At 44.2% G+C, this 16,527-nt stretch carries 19 protein-coding genes; 8 read left to right on the top strand and 11 right to left on the bottom strand.

The features are described from left to right. Positions 1-83: 83 nt before the first annotated feature. The 6 genes from ACYX4W_RS03235 to ACYX4W_RS03210 form a co-directional block, all read right to left on the bottom strand. Positions 84-266 (bottom strand): hypothetical protein, encoded by a 183-nt coding sequence (locus ACYX4W_RS03235; RefSeq protein ID WP_461852146.1) that lies wholly within the window; start codon positions 264-266, stop codon positions 84-86. Between the two features lie 27 nt (positions 267-293). Then, a complete protein-coding gene (locus ACYX4W_RS03230; protein ID WP_476074667.1) occupies positions 294-755 on the bottom strand; it encodes a hypothetical protein in 462 nt (153 codons plus the stop codon). Positions 756-926: 171 nt separating this feature from the next. Then, entirely contained in the window at positions 927-1,514 is a 588-nt protein-coding gene (locus tag ACYX4W_RS03225) for a YqaA family protein (RefSeq protein WP_474856737.1), read from the bottom strand. Positions 1,515-1,538: 24 nt separating this feature from the next. After that, positions 1,539-2,831 carry an amidohydrolase family protein gene (locus ACYX4W_RS03220; protein WP_476074666.1) on the bottom strand — a complete coding sequence of 431 codons (1,293 nt, stop codon included), beginning with the start codon at positions 2,829-2,831 and terminating at the stop codon, positions 1,539-1,541. Between the two features lie 211 nt (positions 2,832-3,042). Further along, positions 3,043-3,669 carry a DUF1285 domain-containing protein gene (locus ACYX4W_RS03215; protein WP_474803412.1) on the bottom strand — a complete coding sequence of 209 codons (627 nt, stop codon included), beginning with the start codon at positions 3,667-3,669 and terminating at the stop codon, positions 3,043-3,045. Beyond that, complete coding sequence (locus ACYX4W_RS03210) at positions 3,656-4,516, bottom strand: DUF3014 domain-containing protein (protein ID WP_476074665.1); 861 nt, start codon at positions 4,514-4,516, stop codon at positions 3,656-3,658. Before ACYX4W_RS03210 ends, ACYX4W_RS03215 begins: the two co-directional genes overlap by 14 nt. Before the next feature lie 384 nt (positions 4,517-4,900). On the opposite strand from ACYX4W_RS03210, the gene ACYX4W_RS03205 reads away from it, so the two are divergent. Both ACYX4W_RS03205 and ACYX4W_RS03200 read left to right on the top strand, forming a co-directional pair. Then, positions 4,901-5,293: a hypothetical protein gene (locus tag ACYX4W_RS03205; RefSeq protein WP_476074664.1), complete on the top strand. Its 393-nt coding sequence runs from the start codon at positions 4,901-4,903 to the stop codon at positions 5,291-5,293. Positions 5,294-5,386: 93 nt separating this feature from the next. Beyond that, positions 5,387-5,695 carry a DUF6482 family protein gene (locus ACYX4W_RS03200; RefSeq protein WP_269917869.1) on the top strand — a complete coding sequence of 103 codons (309 nt, stop codon included), beginning with the start codon at positions 5,387-5,389 and terminating at the stop codon, positions 5,693-5,695. A 6-nt stretch (positions 5,696-5,701) separates the two neighbouring features. On the opposite strand, the gene ACYX4W_RS03195 is transcribed toward ACYX4W_RS03200, so the two are convergent. The 4 genes from ACYX4W_RS03195 to ACYX4W_RS03180 form a co-directional block, all read right to left on the bottom strand. Then, the gene (locus ACYX4W_RS03195) at positions 5,702-7,069 is read right to left on the bottom strand and encodes an ABC1 kinase family protein (RefSeq protein WP_476074663.1); all 1,368 of its coding nucleotides are present in this window, start codon (positions 7,067-7,069) and stop codon (positions 5,702-5,704) included. Positions 7,070-7,313: 244 nt separating this feature from the next. After that, positions 7,314-7,733: a hypothetical protein gene (locus ACYX4W_RS03190; RefSeq protein WP_476074662.1), complete on the bottom strand. Its 420-nt coding sequence runs from the start codon at positions 7,731-7,733 to the stop codon at positions 7,314-7,316. 312 nt (positions 7,734-8,045) lie between these two features. Beyond that, positions 8,046-8,630 carry a DUF6702 family protein gene (locus tag ACYX4W_RS03185; protein WP_476074661.1) on the bottom strand — a complete coding sequence of 195 codons (585 nt, stop codon included), beginning with the start codon at positions 8,628-8,630 and terminating at the stop codon, positions 8,046-8,048. Next, the gene (locus tag ACYX4W_RS03180; protein ID WP_476074660.1) at positions 8,620-11,082 is read right to left on the bottom strand and encodes a M1 family aminopeptidase; all 2,463 of its coding nucleotides are present in this window, start codon (positions 11,080-11,082) and stop codon (positions 8,620-8,622) included. The genes ACYX4W_RS03185 and ACYX4W_RS03180 overlap by 11 nt, the downstream gene beginning before the upstream one ends. Positions 11,083-11,277: 195 nt before the next feature. Between ACYX4W_RS03180 and proB the strand changes: the two genes are divergently transcribed. From proB to ACYX4W_RS03160, 4 genes are all read left to right on the top strand, one after another. Then, on the top strand, positions 11,278-12,378 hold the full coding sequence (gene proB, locus ACYX4W_RS03175) for a glutamate 5-kinase (protein ID WP_476074659.1): 1,101 nt from the start codon (positions 11,278-11,280) through the stop codon (positions 12,376-12,378). A 95-nt stretch (positions 12,379-12,473) separates the two neighbouring features. Beyond that, a complete protein-coding gene (locus ACYX4W_RS03170) occupies positions 12,474-12,911 on the top strand; it encodes an acyl-CoA thioesterase (protein WP_476074658.1) in 438 nt (145 codons plus the stop codon). 113 nt (positions 12,912-13,024) lie between these two features. After that, a complete protein-coding gene (locus ACYX4W_RS03165; protein ID WP_476075439.1) occupies positions 13,025-13,921 on the top strand; it encodes a D-2-hydroxyacid dehydrogenase in 897 nt (298 codons plus the stop codon). Between the two features lie 9 nt (positions 13,922-13,930). Next, positions 13,931-14,833 (top strand): DMT family transporter, encoded by a 903-nt coding sequence (locus tag ACYX4W_RS03160; protein ID WP_474803436.1) that lies wholly within the window; start codon positions 13,931-13,933, stop codon positions 14,831-14,833. 50 nt (positions 14,834-14,883) lie between these two features. Here ACYX4W_RS03160 and ACYX4W_RS03155 read toward each other — a convergent pair whose 3' ends face one another. Then, the gene (locus ACYX4W_RS03155; RefSeq protein WP_476074657.1) at positions 14,884-15,159 is read right to left on the bottom strand and encodes a hypothetical protein; all 276 of its coding nucleotides are present in this window, start codon (positions 15,157-15,159) and stop codon (positions 14,884-14,886) included. A 228-nt stretch (positions 15,160-15,387) separates the two neighbouring features. On the opposite strand from ACYX4W_RS03155, the gene ACYX4W_RS03150 reads away from it, so the two are divergent. Both ACYX4W_RS03150 and ACYX4W_RS03145 read left to right on the top strand, forming a co-directional pair. Next, positions 15,388-15,894 carry an RNA polymerase sigma factor gene (locus tag ACYX4W_RS03150; protein WP_476074656.1) on the top strand — a complete coding sequence of 169 codons (507 nt, stop codon included), beginning with the start codon at positions 15,388-15,390 and terminating at the stop codon, positions 15,892-15,894. Next, positions 15,887-16,507 (top strand): hypothetical protein, encoded by a 621-nt coding sequence (locus ACYX4W_RS03145; RefSeq protein WP_476074655.1) that lies wholly within the window; start codon positions 15,887-15,889, stop codon positions 16,505-16,507. The genes ACYX4W_RS03150 and ACYX4W_RS03145 overlap by 8 nt, the downstream gene beginning before the upstream one ends. The last annotated feature ends 20 nt before the right edge of the window (positions 16,508-16,527 follow it).

The following is a 16,527-nucleotide window of genomic DNA, read 5'->3' as shown; positions in this document are numbered from 1 at the left end:
ACGATTTCGTTACTTATTCTGTATCAAGTTATGTTCCGTTTTGCTCCAGTCTGTATTCTACGCTTACGAGCTAGCGTTTCAGGTTAACGTTCCGAACTGTCTGCAACGGCTTTTAGCAGCAAGTTTTGAAGCGTACGTTTGCTGTGAGCACAATTGCAGTGAACATCTGTCATATGTAGAACTTCACCTTTAAGCATTTTTTGAAGTACAGATGCTCTCACACTTAAAGAGACAAAGCCGTCTTCATTTGGGATTTGTTTCGACATCATCATTTGCTCCTTCAACTGTTTGATTTAATGCAGAGCTGCAGAAGCAAGCTGTCTGCTAATTTGAGGTTCGTAGGTTTGCTCTAGCGTGTGCTGAATGGCGGATATAAGCCTACATACAGACGGGTTAGTGGCATGCAAAGGCAATATGGCAATTAGCTGCTGTTGGCACTCCTGCAAAATTGCGTGAGATTCTTGTCTTTTATGCTCTTGAGCAAGTAAAGAAGATAAGTATATGCCCATAGTGCCAAACGCGAGTACATCTTCTTGCACAGCGCTCACTTTTTGAGAGGATGTGGGCTGCAGCGCGTTGAGAATAGCTTTAGCCGCTTCAAAGGCTTGATAACCTAACTCTCTGGCATAATCCAACTTACCCTGTTGATGGGCTTTCTGCGTTTGTGCCTGCATTGCTAAGCGATGCTCTCGTGCGCTTGAAGGGTTTAGCTGTAGCCACTTTCTGTAAACTGGGCATAAACGTTGAACATTCATATAAGCACCTCCTGTTTTTTATAACATTAGTGCAAATAAGAATCATTATCAAATGTAAAGTTCAAAAAATCTATTAGCGTGATTTGAAATGAGAATTTAAGAAAGGCCTAGCACGGTGTGGTTGATGCTATTTTGATAGCTTTAGCGCCCTCAAATCGAAAGGCTCTTCAATTAGGAGAGCATATTAGACAGCCACCACAATAAAACTACCACCAGCGTGATAGCAAACACGGCTTTCATCTTGTAGCGTTTTATAAGTTGCTCTGCTTTGTCACCTGCGTAATACACCACTACTGCAAGGCCAAAATAGCGAATAGCGCGGGCAATAACCGTGGCTAAAAGGAATAGCGGGAGTGAATATTGGGTGGCGCCAGCAGCTAACATGGCCACTTGAAAAGGAATAGGCGCAATGCCTAGCGTCATCACAAACCAGAAGCCTTGATTTTGCATTTGTTGTTTAACGCTGTCGAACTGATCTTGACTAAAGAAGGTATCAATCACCCACTGGCCAACAAGGTCGAAAAGGTAATAGCCAAGGGCATAGCCGAAAACAGCGCCAATCACACAGCCCACGGTAGCCATTAATGCAATTTTCCATAGCGACTCTCGTCTAGCTTGCATTAACGGCACCATAACAGCTTCAAGCGGTATAGGAACAATGGTCGATTCTAAAAATGACGCTAAGGTAATGCCCTTTAACATATGTTTAGAGTCAATAAGCTTTTTGGTTTTGTGCTTAACCTTTTTACCTAGTGCCATGTAACCTCTACCACTTTTATTGTTTTACTGCTTGTAAACTACCCCGTCTTTCATCACAAAAGACACGCTTTCCATAAGTGATATATCGTCAAGCGGGTCGCCTTGAACAGCAACAATATCTGCTAACTTACCTTGTTCTAACGTACCTAAAATGTCGCTTATACCCAGTAAATCTGCGCTATTAACGGTAGCACTAAGAAGTGCGTCAGCGGGTTTCATGCCTGCTTCAACCATTAAAGAAAATTCCTGTGCATTATTGCCATGGGCCGATACACCACTGTCTGTACCAAAAGCAATTTTTACGCCCGCTTTGTGCGCTTGTTCAAAGGTATTTTGAATTAAGGGGCCGATGGCTGCTGCTTTAGGGCGAACTAGTTCAGGGAAAAAGCCATCAATCTTGGCTTTATCTGCTACAAACTTCCCAGCCAATATAGTAGGTACATAATAGGTGCCGTGTTTCTTCATTAGCTTGCGAATTTCACTGTCCATATAAGTACCGTGCTCAATAGAATCTACTCCAGCTTCTATTGCGCGTTTCATGCCTTCTTTACCATGGGCATGCACAGCCACCGTCATACCGTAATCTTTTGCTGTATCGACAATCGCTTCTAATTCGTCGGTCATAAACTGAGGGTTTTGGCCACTTTTGGCTACGCTTAGTACGCCGCCAGTTGCAGTAATTTTGATTAGGTCAGCACCATCTTGATAACGGGTACGTACCGCTTCGCGGGCTTCAACTTCGCCGTTAACTACACCCTGCTTTGGGCCTACATCTGGTCGAAGTAAGTGAGACATACCGTTGCTTGGGTCAGCATGTCCGCCTGTAGTCGCAATAGATTTAGCTACCGTGTAAATACGTGGGCCGGTAGCATAGCCTTTCGCAATAGCATTTCTTAAAGCCACGGTTTCGTTATAGCCATCACCAAGGTTACGCACTGTGGTAAAGCCTGCATCTAAGGTTATTTCTGCATAGTTTGCTGCACGCAATGCGTAATCGGCTTCATTAAGTGAAAAACGTTCTAAGTAGGTTTGCGGACCGCCGTGTTGCGACGATAAATGAACATGCATATCCATTAGACCGGGCATAACCGTTGAAGCGCTTAAATCGATAACGGTGTCGGCTTTTTGTGGCTTAGCAAACCCTTTCTTTATCTCTGCTATTTTGTTGCCTTCAATAACAATGGTCATTTTTTCTTGAAGTGATTTTGAGGTGCCAGTAAACACTTTTCCCGCATGTATAAGGGTATCGGCAACCGCAGAAAAAGGTGATGAGATTAGTGCGCTGGTAATCGCAAGGGTGAGCAAAGGCTTTTTCATGATGTAGGTCTTCTTTTGATTGTTTTATAGACTACATCGAATGTAATGCACACAAAGAAATAACGCAAAATAAAGTGCTATTAATGACATGTTGATGGTGACAAATATTTTAATAGTAAGTGCAAGTTACAGACGCAAAATAGTTGTGCAACACTAGTAGCGTAACCATAAGTTGCTTATCCATCAGTAACGTGAGAATAGAAAACGCGAATTAGGGCGTTTGAAGTATTTCGCCCAATACGAAGGTCGTACCGCTAGATTGAATACTAAATTGCGTATTCGAACCATCCGATGACTCTTCGGCTTGTTCTAGCAGCTGGTAATAAGTGTTTTGATGTAGCCTTGCCCATAGGTTTCTACGAACGCGAATGTAAGGAATGGGTGTTGCCTGGGGGTCCTGAATAGCTTTTGGTGGAACTCGAAGTTCTAGCTGATCTGCGCACTCTAAGCGAATAACGTCGCCGGTTTGCGTAGTAAACACATAGGTGCTGCCGCTAGCAGATTCACCTTCTTGCTCAACTTCACTCGCCTTGCCGCATTTATTCTTTTCTATATGCCACTGGGTAATGAGAAAGGGCGTGTCTTCAACAGTGATCCCTACCTTTTCGACAGGTGTCACTAAAAAGTACTTATCGCCTTCTCGCTTCAGAACAGAGGCAAAAAGCTCGACCAGGCTTGCCCGCCCTATAGGGCTGCCCTCGTAAAACCATCGGCCATCAAGGGCTATCGTCAGATTAATATCACCGCAAAAATCTGGATTCCATTGGTCAACGGGGGGCAAAGGGCGCGCTTTTGAAGACGTGCCCTTAAGCTGATGTTGAAACCTAGTTAGATCCACGCTCTTCTACCAAAACTTTCAATTCGCGTAGTTTCGCTTTAATACGACGCATATTGTCTGGTCCGGTACGCAGTAGCTGCTTTTGTGGCTCGTTAAGGCTCTCTAAACGATCGTCTGCATACTTATAAGCTACCGAATCTGTATATACCTCAACAGGAACAGGTACTTCTGGTGTATCAAGTAACTGGTCGATGGCGTTTAGTAATACGCTGTTAAAGTCTTGGTCTGGACTACCAATTTCTGCAAACTTCGCTTGGATATCGTCTTTATAAATACCGTAGATATTAAGCAGCGCTTCATTATCGAACGACTCCAGCATATCTACATAGGGCGTATATCGTTTATAACTTGCAGCATCAATCCACTGTTTTCCCGCTTGAGAATAAACCCGGAAGTTTTGTTCTGGCGGCGTAAGTAGTTGATGGTTTGGCGCCATCTCATCATTCGCGAGATTAACTACAGAGACAACAAACCGTTGAATAAGACCTTCGTTAACCAGCATACGATTTACGGTTTCTTCATTTGCAGAAGAACTTTCAATTAATGACGCTTTGACTGCTGGATCGCTAGTATCTAATGGCTCTGGATCAGGCTCAACGGGCTCTGGAAGTGGCTCAACGTCGTCTTTTTCTTCAAGCTCAACGGTGGGTGCTGGTTGAGTAGGTTCAAAAATCTCTGGCTCTTCCGGTGCTGTGACTTCCGGCTCGGTCACTTCAGGTTCAGGCGTAATTACTGGCTCAGGCTCTTCGTCACTTGGCCAAAAAACTACAGCCAGAATAACGATAAGAAGGATGCCGACAATAATAAAATGTGGGCCTAACGATTTCTTTTCTGACGATTCGCTCATAATGACTCCGCTACAAAAATATCCTTTCGGTAATACTACCAGAGATAACACCCAAAATTAGAAAATCAATCAAGAGAAATGTTCCCTCAAAATTCAAATTCCTTATTCTGAACAGATTTTAACGTTTAAAAGACAGTTTCCGATTTGTTTTCATCCAAAAATTAGTGGGAACTCCCCATTTTTTTGATCTTCCAGTTCGCCATACAATGTAAACGTGAAAGTAATTTTTAAAACAATTGTTTAACATTTGGGGCTTTGTGTACTAATGTGTTGATTAATCATTGAAAAGCAAATGCTAGAGCACTGCTATTTACAGTAATTAACTAACATTTTGAGTCCTTAAGTCCCAGTGTTACCTAAATGTGCCCTTGTAGGATAGTAAGCGTGAGTAAATTCAAATCATATCATCCAAAGTTACACCGAGCCGTTACACGGTACACTGCTATACAATACGTTATTGCACTAGGGATAATGCTTTACCTGTTTTTGAATATGCATAGTCTGCCACCGCATCATCAACTAATTACTGTAATAACCGTGGTTGTTATGGGCATACAAAATGGCTTTATCTTGTCGAGAGCAAAAGTTGCACTTGCTGTAGAAGGGCCTCGGTTGCTGGTTTTCCCACTGTTATGGATAGCAACTGGAATGGGGGTCGCTGCTCTTGTGTACACCGTTTTTTCTATTGCTTCGTTGTTGGTTTTAGCCAACGCAGTGCGACATAAAAATCACCGCCCTCCACTTCATCTTCTGAATGAACCTGAAAACCTCGCATAGCGTATAACTGTCATTATCTCGTCCTGAAAATCAACGTACATAAAATAAAGCAGGGCGAGCGTAATGCGCACGCTGATTTCATGAGGTAGTAAAATGCATAAATTTTATTTTCGGGATATTGAAGAGTCGCCGACGGTTATCGATTACTTAGAAGTTCAATCTTATGAAATGAACGTCTATTTGGTTTATCTGACTATCGATAAACAAAGCGGTATGCTTTACGACAATAAAGACAAGCCAATGCGTTTTTTTAGTGCCGGGCACATTCGTGAAGCGTTCGCTCATTGTCGCGTTCAGCAGGCTGTAATGAAGCACGATACACCGTACGACGAGATGATAGGTAACCCGCCGAAAAGCAAAGAGCAGATGGCCTTACCTTTTAGTATGGAACTGCCCTACTAAACCTTGTTAAGAGCAAAGCCAGTTGCCCGCGGCCTCGCGCATATCCACTTTAGCTTGCAACCGCTTCGCTAACAAAAATAAACCTCCGAGCTTTCTATGTATAAAGAGCGCATCGACCGGCGGAGTGTGCCAAAAGTTATGTTCCATTGTAAGCGACATTCCTTTTTCGTGAAGTCTTGCGACTAAATCACTTTTTCCAAAGTCATAAGCCCCCTCAAAGCGAATGGCTTCACAGGCTTCCATGCCTATAGCTATGACTGCATCAACTTGCATTTTAGAATGACTGTCATCAATAAGCCCGATATTGTATGCAGCTTGCTGCATCAGTGCTTTATCATTGTCTGCGGCGCTCTTAAGTAAAGTTTGGTATTGCTGAGATATATTTTCAGGCACTTCGCGAGTAGCGCCAAAATCTAGCAGCACGATTTCCTTGGTATCAGGTTTAAACTGATAGTTGGCTAAGTTAGGGTCGCTTTGCAGCAGCTTAAAGTGGAAAACTTCATTAAAAAACAACGTCATTAACGCTGTCATCACGGCATCTCGAACTTCTTGAGGCTCATCAATTAGCACATCCAAATCTTTCGCTTCGATATAGTCCATGGCTAATACCGTGCTTGTGGTAAGTGGTGCATAGGTCTTTGGAATAATAAACGCGCTTTGTTCTTCCCCTTGGATATCAGCGGCCTCAACTAGGTTGCGGTAACGATTTAGCATATCGGCTTCTCGTACGTAATCCGCTTCTTGGTGAAGCTGAGCTTTGGCTTCCTGCAATAGTGGGCCTATATCTAATGATTTTGGCACCAAGCCGGTAAGCTTTATGAGTGTTGCTACGTTATCCACATCGCTATCAATACTCTTTTTCACGCCAGGGTACTGTACTTTTACCGCTAACATTTTACCGTCCATAGTAATAACTTTGTGAACTTGGCCTATGGAGGCTGCAGCAACAGGGGCAAAGGAAAAGTAAAGTAAGTCATCTTGCCATCTGTCGCCCCAAGACTGATTTAGCGTGGCTATTAGCTGGTCCTTGGGCATGGGGTCAGCATCGTCTCGTAAACGTCCTAAAATGGCGGCGAGTTCTTCGGGTAAAAAGTCTCCTGCATCCATGGAAATGAGTTGCCCTAGTTTCATTGCAGCGCCACGCATACTGGCAAGCTGATCGGCAATATTTGATATATTCTTTGGTGTTAAAAGCAGCGAAGATAGGACCGGCTTCTCACCTTTTAGCAGCTGGCCTGCGCCCTGAGAAACCACATTACCTGCAATCCTACCTGCTAACGTGCCTAAACGACCTATACGCGATAAACGAGACGAGGGTACTGCCTTACTTGAACGGGTTGGCGACTCGGAAGATTTAGTTGGCTTCTCTGCCATAGGTTCACTCTGTTTTATTGAAGACGGAAAGGAATATTAATTTTTATGGTTTAAAGCATAGCTTAAAAAGTACTCTGACCCTTTATACATTTAAGTAGGGTGGCTGGATCGGGTATAAGAGCCATAAATCACCAAATAATTAAATGAATTGCTTGATAGTAGTGTTGAGATTATAGAATCAGGAAGAGATGTAAAAATAAGATTGAGCACAGCATAAGTGTGCGGATTACACAGTGCTATATATTTAGATGATTTGAGAAATAAATTGAAGCACTAGACCAATGACGCTGCCATAAGCAAACCCAGCCCATCCGCTTGCTGTTCTGTAACGCCAAAGCGCAGCACCAAAGAATCCGCACCATAGCATTGCAGAATAAGTTGATATTAGGCCCCCGCCCATGCCTGTATCGGGCAGAAATAGCATTACGATAAATGTCAGTGCCATGGCACCGCTCAACAGCACCCACATGATATTTTTCTTATCAGCGAACGCATTGCTGTTTTTACCCTTTGCTAAATTAGCATCTTGGGTTAGTTCTGCATTTACCTTTTGTTTAGCGCGCTCTGCTGCGTTGGCAGTACGCATTTTTTTAGCGCGGCGCTCGCTTCTTGTTTGGGTTTTCTTGACCTGTGAAGGCAACGGTGCTGTAGCGCTATTGGTCATGATATACCTCGTTAACTAGGTTTGAGTAACGTATTTGTCTATTGATAAGGTAGAGCATGCCTTAAGCTATGACTATAAGACTTCGGTCTCACATCGACATCATGGAGTAAAACTTCTTATACGGAGAGTAAAGAGCGGATCTTTGTGCATTCGATATGGGTATTTGCCAACTCAGTTCGAATCAAAGGGCATTTGAGTCAGGGGTATTCGAATTAGGGAACTAAAAAGTTAGTCATTAAAAAAGCCCACCAGCATTCACCGTCTATCAACGATGAAAGCTGGTGGGCTTTTCACAAGTTACTCAGCTAAATATTAGTGATGGTCGCTATTTTGACTTTTAAAGCTCACTTCCAGCAGATTTACGCTATCAGCAAAGGTGAGGGTTTTAATATTGCCCTTGCCTTCTACATTTAGCGTATTCACTTGCTTAGGCCACAAGTCACGCAATGCATCATGACGAATTTTAATGCCTTCTAGCACAGGCGGTTCAGCAGTTTCCTGATAAACCCAAAAGTGCTTACCTTCAACTTCAAAGCCCACGTCAGCAAGTTTTAACGATTCGCCTGCCGCGTTTAAGATAGCAAAATGCTTAGCAACGTAATCGGCAAACTGCTGCTGCGTTTTAACGTCATCCATAATATCTGCATGCTTGTCGAACAAAGCTTTAACCGCGTGCTCAGCATCATGCAAATTAAAGCGGTGCATCACTTCAATATTTTCTGTTCTAGGGTTGAACAGTACTGTTGTAATCGCGGCTTTTATTTGATGCGCTTGAGCAGTCGTGCTGAACGACATTGCGCTAACTAGTAGCGCAGCCGCAATAGCTAACCCACCAACGCTTGCAAGCAGAGCATGAGAGCTCTGCAGCAGGCGGGCTAAAGACAACTTATTCGTCATCTTTATCCTCGTCGTCAGTTTTTAGCTCGGTCTTTGAATCGTGCATAAGGTCGCGGTACTCGTAAGTGTTACGCGGCTTATTCTTATACGCTTCAATACGTGAAGGAATGATACGACGTGGGTAGTGGTTGTTTTCCACATCTACGTCCGCTGTTTCCCAATGCGGGTCAACCGTCACGCTTACCAACTCTTTGTCTTTGTCGGTAACAATAAGCTTGCTAACGGCTTTAGGTGTACGACGCCAGATTTCTGCTGGAATGCGCATTTCTTCTTTCGTACCGTCTTCAAAGGCTAGCTCAAGAATAATCGGCATTACCAAACCACCTTTGTTGCTAAAATCTAGCACATAGTAGTTTTTGTCTTCTTTTACCGCACGTTCAAAGGCTTTACGCTCCCAAGGTTCAAGCTTATCAAGGAACTTCTTGTATTTGTTGCGCTCTTTGTTGGTTACAGTATAGCGGTCGTTTTCGTCGTAAAAGTCACTGATATCTTCAAAACGATCTACCCACAGCTTTCTACCTTCTTCTTTATTGCGAATATCGGTAAGTGACTTAGGCTTTTCCATTTCCGCTTCGCGCTCGCGAGCAAAGTCGATATCTGGGTCTTCAGTGTCTAAACGCAGCTTGTATACGCTGTCTAAGCTAATATCTACGTGATCTGTGGTGTAAAACCAACCCCGCCAGAACCAGTCTAAATCAACACCCGAGGCTTCTTCCATGGTGCGGAAGAAATCTGATGGTGTAGGACGCTTAAACATCCAGCGCTGCGCGTATTCTTTAAATGCGAAGTCAAACAGCTCGCGGCCAAGGATAGTTTCACGAAGGATGTTGAGCGCTACCGCAGGCTTGGTGTAAGCATTTGGACCAAGGCGAAGTACCGAGTCAGATTGCGTCATAATTGGCACCTGAGTCTGAGACTTCATGTAGCCTGTAATATCGCGCGGCTCTACACCCCATGGAATTGTTGGGTCCCATTCGCGACCAGCAACGCCATCTAGGAAGCTGTTAAGACCTTCATCCATCCATGTCCACTGACGCTCATCAGAGTTTACTGTCATAGGGAAGTAGATATGGCCCACTTCGTGAATAACTACGCCAATTAGGAAGCGTTTCTCAGCTAGCGAGTAGGTGCGTGAACCGTCATCACGAAGTTCTGTACGCGGGCCGTTAAAGGTGATCATGGGGTATTCCATGCCGCCAACTGGACCATTTACTGATTGGGCTACTGGGTAGGGGTAATCGAAGCTAAAACGGCTGTAAACATCCATAGTGTGGATGATTGACTCTGTTGAATACTTCTGCCACAGCTCACCACCTTCTTTCGGGTAGAAGGACATTGCCATTACAAGCGGCTGAGTGTCACCATCTTGCTGGTAGCCACGTGCATCCCATGCAAACTTACGCGACGAAGCCCAAGCAAAATCACGTACGTTATCCGCTTTAAAGGTCCAAGTCTTAAGCTTAGAGGTGCCTTCTTTTTCGTTTTCAATAGCTTCTTCAGGAGAAACGATGAATACGATACGGTCAGCTTTTTCTGCTTTTTTCAGTCGATCCCGTTGTGTTTTAGTTAACACATCTTTCGGGTTTTGAAGCACACCTGTTGACGATACGATGTGATCAGCCGGAACCGTGATATCTACTTCGTAGTTACCGAATTCTAGGGTGAACTCACCACGGCCAATAAATTCTTTATTGGTCCATGCTTCGTAGTCAGTGTATGCCGCTAGGCGCGGAAACCACTGGGCTAGCAAGAATATATCATTGCCGCCTTCACGTTCGTCATCTGGGAAGTGCTCGTAACCTGCACGTGCTGAAACCGCATCTTCTTCAACAATATTAAAGGCAAAGTCGATATCAAAGGTTACTTTGCTGTCTGGCTTTAGTGGCTTAGCTAGGTCAACCCGCATTAGGGTACCGACAATGGTGTGGCGTAAATCATTGCCCGCTTTGTCTTCAACGCGAGAAATGGTGTAGCCCAGCTCGTTGTCGTCAACAAACTGCTGACGGCGCAATGCACCCATGCTTAATTTAGCGGGCGTATTGCCACTTGCGGCTTGCGTGCCTGGTCCACGGTTACCAATGCCACCGAAAGTGGTAGTAAGCGCAGACATTGAGTCGTCACGAAACTTGTTTTGATCTAGCTGAACCCAAAGGTACTTAAGGGTGTCGGGCGAGTTGTTGTAATACGTAATTTCTTCGCTTGCTTCGATACGGCGCTCGTCTTCAAGTAGCTTTACGTCGATATCGTAATCTACTTGCTGTTGCCAGTATTGATGACCAGGCTCACCAGCGGCGTTGCGATAAACATTGGGAGTAGGAAGTACTTCATCTAGCTGACGGAATTTATCTTCAAAGTCGCCTTTTGTTTGTTTTATAGCGGCGGTACTAGGAAGAGAAATCAGCATAGACAACACTGGCGCTAGCCAGAAAAAGTGTCGTTTTGCGGTGCTCATGCAGGTTCCTTGCAACTTGTAAGTTAGAATTGTTATAAGATAACACTTGCTAGTATATAAGCATGGCACACACAATCCAATTTTTTGACCGTAAACTAACCATGTTTTAACGCAAAAAAACTGTAACAGAACGTTTTGTTATACGCTTTAACTGTCGTATTCTTAAGCTCTTGTTATCTTTTTTCCTCCCCCCCTATGAATTGTTTTAATTGGCAACGTGCTGTTATTAAAGTTGGCAGTGCCCTTATTGCACCTGAAGGCAATGGTTGCAGCGGACGCTACCTTTTGTCTCTTGCTCGATTTATTACCGCAAGCCGAGAGGCAGGCAAAGAAGTAATTTTGGTTTCATCAGGCAGTGTCGCTGCTGGTCGTAGCCAAGTTAAAGTTCGCCACAACGCGTCTATTGCAGAGAAGCAGGCCATGGCTGCGATTGGTCAAAATTTAATGATGGCCAACTGGCAGCGCTTTTTTGATTTCCCCTGCGCGCAGGTATTGCTAACCGCAGATGATTTGCGTGACAGAACCCGCTACGTAAATATCAAAAATACCTTACGTGAAATTTTGAATCACAACGCGTTACCTATTGTGAATGAAAACGACACGGTAGCTGTCAACGAACTTAAAGTAGGTGATAACGATAACTTGGGTGCTTACACGGCATTGGTTGCGCAGGCTGACACTTTAATTATTTGCTCTGATATTGATGGCTTGTTTACCGCTGACCCCAGAAAAGACGCCAACGCCACACTCATTCCGCAGGTGGATAAAATAGACCCTACTATTTACGGACTAGCGGGGGGCGCAGGTACTGCGGTAGGAACTGGCGGCATGCGCACAAAAATTGAAGCGGCAGACAAGTGCACCAGTAGTGGTATCCAAACTCTTATTGTTAATGGGCGAAAAGGCGAAACCTTCGATGTTTTACTTGAAGGCAAGGTGCCGGGGACTTTGTTTACTGCTAGCAGCACACCGGCCAGCGCCAGAAGGCTTTGGCTTACTCACACCCTTAAAACCGCTGGTAGAATAGAAGTAGATATAGGTGCTAAAGAGGCGCTAGTGAGAAAAGGCGCGTCATTGCTGCCGTCGGGTATTGTGAATGTGAGCGGTTCATTTGAACAAGGGGATGCCGTTGAAGTGATGTGCGATGGAGAAATTATCGCTAAAGGTCTTTGCTTGTATAACGCAAAAGACTTAACCCTAATAAAAGGGAAAAAGTCGAAAGAAATTGCCAGTGTGTTAGGTTATGAAACAAGCGATGTTGCCGTTCACCGTGACGATATGGTGCTTTATTCATAGCACTATCATTGAAATACGATATAGCGCTTAGGCGCTATATTTGTTCACTTTTTGGGCAGTAACACTTACCCAAATGTATATGCCAAGGATTGTTCATGACTGATATTACACCGACACTTGCCGACTACCCTTATAACGTCACTATTACCACCCGCTGGCAAGACAATGATGCATATGGTCATATCAACAATGTTGTGTATTACGGTTTTTTTGATACCGCGGTAAACCGCTTTCTGATTGAAAAAGGCAATTTAGATATACACAACGGGCAAACCGTTGCGTATGTGGTAAGCAGTCAATGCCAGTACGTGGCTCCGGCGGCATACCCAGAAGACATTTTTGTTGGGCTACGGGTAATAAAAGTAGGTCGAAGTTCAGTGACCTATGGGTTATCTGTGTATGCAGGCGAAAATAAGCGACGCGTGGCCCATGGTCAATTTGTGCATGTATTTGTAGATAGGAAGACCGATAAAGCTATTCCGATTCCTGTAAACGTGAAAGCGGCGTTAGAATCTATTGTGGAAGTAATGTAGGCCTATCGACAATGACAAAAAACGATGCTTTAAACAGTAAAATTGAAGATAACCAAACACAATCGTCGCGCAATAGGCCAAAAAAGCTAGTTGTCTTCCTAGACGCTGAAACAATGGATTTACCCAGCCTTGATACTTCTGTACTCGATAGTCTTTATGCCGACGTCACACTTTATCAGCAGACTCGTGCTGAAGAAGTTGCCGAGCGTATTCGAGCAGCCGATGCGGTTTTAGTAAATAAAGTTGTGCTAAACGCCGAAGATTTAAAGCAGGCAGAACAGCTTGGTTATATTGGTGTAACGGCTACTGGTACGAACAATATCGATCATGATTACTGTAAGCAAGCGGGTGTTACTGTTCAAAATGTAGAGGGCTACGGCACTGATAGTGTGGCGCAGCACGCGTTAACCTTAGCTCTGAACCTGGCTACGAACTTTGTGGCATATCAGCGTGATATGGATAATCAGGCATGGTCCGCTTCTTCTCATTTTTGCTTACTTAATCACTCAGTGATTGAGCTTGCAGGTAAACACGCGGTGATTGTGGGTCACGGCGAACTTGGTAAGCGTGTAGAAGCATTATTCAAAGCTATGGGGATGAAAGTGAGTATTGCTGCTCGCCCCGGTAAACAAGACGACCCTCGCCCAAGCTTTGCGTCTCTTTTGCCCAGTGCTGATGTGATAAGCCTTCATTGCCCGCTTACTGAAGATACCGAAAAACTTATTAACGCAGATACGCTGTCATTGATGCAGCCAACGGCCTTTCTTATTAATACCGCTCGCGGCGGACTGGTTGATGAAGAGGCGCTTTACCATGCGCTTAAACAAAATAAAATTGGTGGTGCAGGGTTGGATGTACTTAGCATAGAGCCCCCGCCCGCTGATCACATATTACTAAAGGAGCCGTTACCTAATTTACTGATAACACCACATAATGCTTGGATTGGTAATAGTGCAAGGCAAAAACTGCTTGATAAAGCCCTTGCCCATTTAAAAGATTTTTTGGGTTAAAGCGCGGCGATGAATAACGCGACCTTATTTGCTCTGTGCTGCCTGATTTGGGGTTCGACTTGGATAGCCATTACCTATCAAATCGGACACACATCAGAGACGTTTGCCATAGCGCTTCGCTACTTTTTAGCGTCGGCTTGTTTAGGGGCATACTGTGTTATTAAACGTTTACCGCTAAAACTTCCCCTGCACGTTCATGTGAAAATGGCGGCAGTGGGTCTCTTTTTATACAGTTTGAATTACACGCTGCTGTATATTGCACAGGCGCATATTATTAGCGCGCTATTGGCGCTTATGAGTTCCTGCATTATTTATATCAACGTTGTACTTCGCCGTTGGTGGCTAAAAGAGCCCATAAGAAAAGAAGTCGTGGTTGGGGCCACCTTTGGCTTGCTGGGAATTGTGTGTCTTTTCGTGCCTGAGTTTTCAAAAGTATCCATGGACGCAGCGCTTGCCACCGGTCTTGCCATCGCGTTTGTCAGCTTTTTCTGTGCGTCAACGGGTAACGTTATTTCCGAGCGTATTCTGACTTCTGGTACGCCTGTTATTCAAATGAATTTCTATGCCATGAGCTACGCCATGGCGCTGCTTTTTATCACCTCGCTGGCTATGCCTGGAGAATTAAAGATTCCTACCCACATTGAGTTTTATTTATCACTCGTGTACTTGGCAATATTTGGCTCTGTGTTCGCGTTTGGCGCATATATGAAACTGTTAAAACAGATGGGCGCAGACAAGGCAGCCTACGTGGTGCTGGTCTACCCCATGGTTGCACTGGTTATTTCTACATTTTTTGAAGGTTACACCTGGAGCGTGTTATCAGTACTTGGCGTAGTAATTGTGCTGGTGGGTAACGCCATTGCAATGGGAAAAGTCCCCCGCTTTATGCGTCGCCCACCCGTATCTAGCTAGTGCCTGTGAATTTGACTATACAATAATTCGACGACCCCTGATAAGCGCGTTCACTTAAGTGCATTGATTTTCTTGTTTAGCTCGTAAGCAGGCTCAGTGACGATGGTTTCAAGGGTTTCAATACGCTTCATTAAAGTTTCAATTTGCGCATCTTTTTCTTCTAAGCGCTGCTGCTGTTTGTCGGTCACGGCTTTTACAAACGGATTACTGCACTCGCCGTTCATCCAGTCGTTCAATCGCCACTGGAATTTTGCGTCTAAGTAACTTGCCAAAAGCACAAGCGATGTGATGCTGCCAATTAACAAAACTAAACTTAACGTAGACATAGTGTTTTCCTCGTTTAAATTTCAGAATTTAAAGTTAAAGCTTTTTAGGGGAAGTGTCCTCACCGCCCGCTACTTCGTGTTCTATTTCCTGTCTTTGTTGAGTAGTCGGGAGCTGTTAAAAAAAATTACAGCTTCATCAAAAAAAGTTTGTAATAAAAATAGGTGTGGGCAGACTGATAGAAGTAACACAATAAAATAACAACAGTTTTTGCTATTAGGGATGTAACCTTGGGGCAGGGTTTTGAAGATGTTTTTGCGCAATACGGAGCACTACTTGGCCGTGTAGCTAACAGCTATGAGGCAAACGAAGCGATGCAGCAAGAATTATTGCAAGAAATTGCTATTGCAGTTTGGCAAGGACTGTCTCGCTTTAAAGGCGATAGCAGCGTAAAAACCTATATCTTGAAAATAGCCCACAACCGCGCTGTGACTCACGTAGCAAGTCAAGTGAAGCGTATTGATACCCATCAATACGACCACGATGATACGGGCTCTGACGGGTATGCGAGTAATACAAAATCCCCAGAAGAAGTGTCCAGTCACCATCAATCTTTAGAACGCCTATTGCGCGCTGTACGAGCCTTGCCACTGCAGCCAAAACAGGTGCTTACCCTCTCTCTTGAAGGCTTAAGTTACGACGAAATAGCAGACGTGTGTGGTCTGACAAAAAACCATGTTGGTGTGATATTAAAACGCGCCAAGCAAAGTATCATGCAGGAGCAACCGCATGCATAATTCAGATAAAGAAAGTCATAAGACGCCGCCAATATCAGTAGGTAACGAACAAAACGAGGCCCTATCTGCGCTATGGCAAACTCAGCCAGTTACGACTATCGATGTTGAGGAAGTAAAATCCAGTTTGCGCAGCGAACGAACAAAGCAGCGTTGGTATATGGTAGTGGATTTACTTATGATTGTTCCCGGTGTTTATGTTTTTTTTAAGTATTGGGACAATATGTCGTATATCGCGCAAATGATAATTTTGTTTATCTTAATCGCGTCCTTTCCCTTTCTTGCTTACCAACTATGGCTGAGAAGCGAAGCTGCATTCTATAAAAATACTCAAACTGCTGACCATCTCGCAAAGCTCACTAAGCAAATCAAGAATAACGTCAGAATCGCTTATATGACTAAACACTCAACGTGGATAGGCATGGTTTTTGGAATAGGTCTGGCGATGGAGCGTTATTTTTATGGGGAGCTTACTCCAGAGAAAATCACCAAGATGACGATAGTTATGACAACACTTAGTATCGGAATGCTAGTGTGGTATGTATGGGCACACAAAAGACAAAAGCGCTTCGAGCGGCAGCTCAAAACGCTAGAAAGTATGGCGCAGCAGCGCTAAAAAATAGAGCCTAACTAATC

It is taken from the genome of Alteromonas sp. ABH4_454 (genome assembly GCF_056311775.1).
Note: the sequence above shows the minus strand (reverse complement) of the source record. Positions and strands in the feature narration are given on the sequence as shown.